This window comes from Alkalibacterium sp. MB6 (assembly GCF_009935905.1).
Lineage (GTDB): Bacteria > Bacillota > Bacilli > Lactobacillales > Carnobacteriaceae_A > Alkalibacterium.
Genome location: NZ_PREX01000047.1, coordinates 1 through 3,288, shown reverse-complemented (window position 1 = coordinate 3,288; position 3,288 = coordinate 1). Strand labels below are relative to the sequence as shown.

Genomic DNA, 3,288 nt, shown 5'->3' with positions numbered 1-3,288 from the left:
AAAGAGCTGCACGGCAACGTCCTGCTTTCACAAGGGGAAACCCCTCACTATCCTCGGCGCTGGGAAGCTTAACGGCTGTGTTCGAAATGGGAACAGGTGGGTCCTTCCCGCCATCGTCACCGCACAGATACTCTTTTTCATCTTTTTGATTGAAAGAATCTTATTCTCTCAAAACTGGATAGTTAATACAACACGATTCAACACCACTACTATTATTGCCCTTAACCACTTGCGTGGTTAAGTCCTCGACCGATTAGTACTGGTCCGCTACACATATCACTATGCTTCCACTTCCAGCCTATCTACCTGATCATCTTTCAGGGGTCTTACTTCCTTAAAGGAATGGGAGATCTCATCTTGAAGGGGGCTTCACGCTTAGATGCTTTCAGCGTTTATCCTTTCCACACATAGCTACCCAGCGATGCCAATGGCTTGACAACTGGTACACCAGCGGTGTGTCCATCCCGGTCCTCTCGTACTAAGGATAGCTCTTCTCAAATCTCCAACGCCCGCGACGGATAGGGACCGAACTGTCTCACGACGTTCTGAACCCAGCTCGCGTACCGCTTTAATGGGCGAACAGCCCAACCCTTGGGACCGACTACAGCCCCAGGATGCGATGAGCCGACATCGAGGTGCCAAACCTCCCCGTCGATGTGAACTCTTGGGGGAGATAAGCCTGTTATCCCCAGGGTAGCTTTTATCCGTTGAGCGATGGCCCTTCCATATGGTACCACCGGATCACTAAGCCCGACTTTCGTCCCTGCTCGACTTGTAGGTCTCGCAGTCAAGCTCCCTTCTGCCTTTGCACTCTACGAATGATTTCCAACCATTCTGAGGGAACCTTTGGGCGCCTCCGTTACATTTTAGGAGGCGACCGCCCCAGTCAAACTGCCCGTCTGACACTGTCTCCCAACCGGATAACGGTTGAGGGTTAGAGTGGCCATACAGCTAGGGTAGTATCCCACCATTGCCTCCACCAAGACTGGCGTCCTGGCTTCATTGGCTCCTACCTATCCTGTACAAGCTGTACAGACACTCAATATCAAACTACAGTAAAGCTCCATGGGGTCTTTCCGTCCTGTCGCGGGTAACCTGCATTTTCACAGGTACTATAATTTCACCGAGTCTCTCGTTGAGACAGTGCCCAAATCGTTACACCTTTCGTGCGGGTCGGAACTTACCCGACAAGGAATTTCGCTACCTTAGGACCGTTATAGTTACGGCCGCCGTTTACTGGGGCTTCAATTCAGAGCTTCGCCGAAGCTAACCCTTCCTCTTAACCTTCCAGCACCGGGCAGGTGTCAGCCCCTATACATCTTCTTTCGAATTAGCAGAGACCTGTGTTTTTGGTAAACAGTCGCTTGGGCCTATTCACTGCGGCTGACCATGTGGTCAGCACCCCTTCTCCCGAAGTTACGGGGTCATTTTGCCGAGTTCCTTAACGAGAGTTCTCTCGATCACCTTAGGATTCTCTCCTCGACTACCTGTGTCGGTTTGCGGTACGGGCAGCCTACTTCTCACTAGAAGCTTTTCTCGGCAGTGTGACATCAGATGCTTCGGTACTAAATTTCCCTCCCCATCACAACTTGTCCTTAAGGGGAAAAACATTTGACTCTTCCCCAGACTTGTTGCTTGGACGCGCTATTCCATCAGCGCGCTCATCTTAGCCTCCTGCGTCCCTCCATCGTTCAAACAAAGCAGACTGGTACAGGAATCTCTACCTGTTGTCCATCGCCTACGCCTATCGGCCTCGGCTTAGGTCCCGACTAACCCTGGGAGGACGAGCCTTCCCCAGGAAACCTTAGTCATTCGGTGCACGGGATTCTCACCCGTGTTTCGCTACTTATACCGGCATTCTCACTTCTAAGCGCTCCACAAGTCCTCACGATCTTGCTTCAACGCCCTTAGAACGCTCTCCTACCATAGAACCAATGGTTCTATCCGTGGTTTCGGCATCTTGTTTAGCCCCGGTAAATTTTCGGCGCAGGGCCACTCGACTAGTGAGCTATTACGCACTCTTTAAATGATGGCTGCTTCTAAGCCAACATCCTAGTTGTCTGAGCAGCCCCACATCCTTTTCCACTTAACAAGAATTTTGGGGCCTTAACCGACGGTCTGGGCTGTTTCCCTTTCCACTACGGATCTTATCACTCGCAGTGTGACTCCCGGATCTACATCTGTGGCATTCGGAGTTTATCAGGATTCGGTAACCCGATAAGGGCCCCTAGTCCAAACAGTCGCTCTACCTCCACGATGCATATTATCCGAGGCTAGCCCTAAAGCTATTTCGGAGAGAACCAGCTATCTCCAAGTTCGATTGGAATTTCTCCGCTACCCACACCTCATCCCCGCACTTTTCAACGTACGTGGGTTCGGGCCTCCAGTGCGTTTCACCGCACCTTCACCCTGGACATGGGTAGGTCACTTGGTTTCGGGTCGACGACGGCATACTCTACGCCCTATTCAGACTCGCTTTCGCTGCGGCTCCACCTCTTCGGTTTAACCTTGCATGACATCGTCACTCGCCGGTCCATTCTACAAAAGGTACGCCATCACCCATTAACGGGCTCTGACTACTTGTAAGCACACGGTTTCAGGTGCTGTTTCACTCCCCTTCCGGGGTTCTTTTCACCTTTCCCTCACGGTACTGGTTCACTATCGGTCACTAGGGAGTATTTAGGCTTGGGAGATGGTCCTCCCGGATTCCGACGGAATTTCTCGTGTTCCGCCGTACTCAGGATACCAGCTAGGCAGGTTTAGATGTCGCATACGGGGCTTTCACCCTGTCTCGCATGACTTTCCAGTCATTTCTGCTATCTATTCCAGTCCATATCGCCGGTCCTACAACCCCAAAAGGCAAGCCTTTTGGTTTGGCCTCTTCCCGTTTCGCTCGCCGCTACTTGGGGAATCGCATTTGCTTTCTCTTCCTGCAGGTACTTAGATGTTTCAGTTCCCCACGTCTACCTTCCTACCAGCTATGTATTCACTGATAAGATATCACTTGATGAAAAGTGATGGGTTCCCCCATTCGGAAATCTCCGGATCAAAGCATACTTACAGCTCCCCGGAGCATATCGGTGTTCGTCCCGTCCTTCTTCGGCTCCTAGTGCCAAGGCATCCACCGTGCGCCCTTATTCACTTAACCATTAGGTTAAGGGTATTATAGCGTTGAGAGTGTTCTCTAAGAACACTTCTGTTCTCTTTGTCTATCTCTCGGTGTTGTTTCTTAACATTTTATTACTAAAATTGTGTTGTTGTATCAACTATCCAGTTTTCAAAGAACAA

General features: G+C 50.7%; 2 rRNA genes. Both read right to left on the bottom strand.

The annotated features are described in order from the left end of the window. Positions 1–8 precede the first annotated feature (8 nt). Positions 9–124, bottom strand: a 5S ribosomal RNA gene (gene rrf, locus C3945_RS11540). A 109-nt stretch (positions 125–233) separates the two neighbouring features. Further along, positions 234–3,148 (bottom strand): 23S ribosomal RNA (locus C3945_RS11535). Positions 3,149–3,288 lie beyond the last annotated feature (140 nt).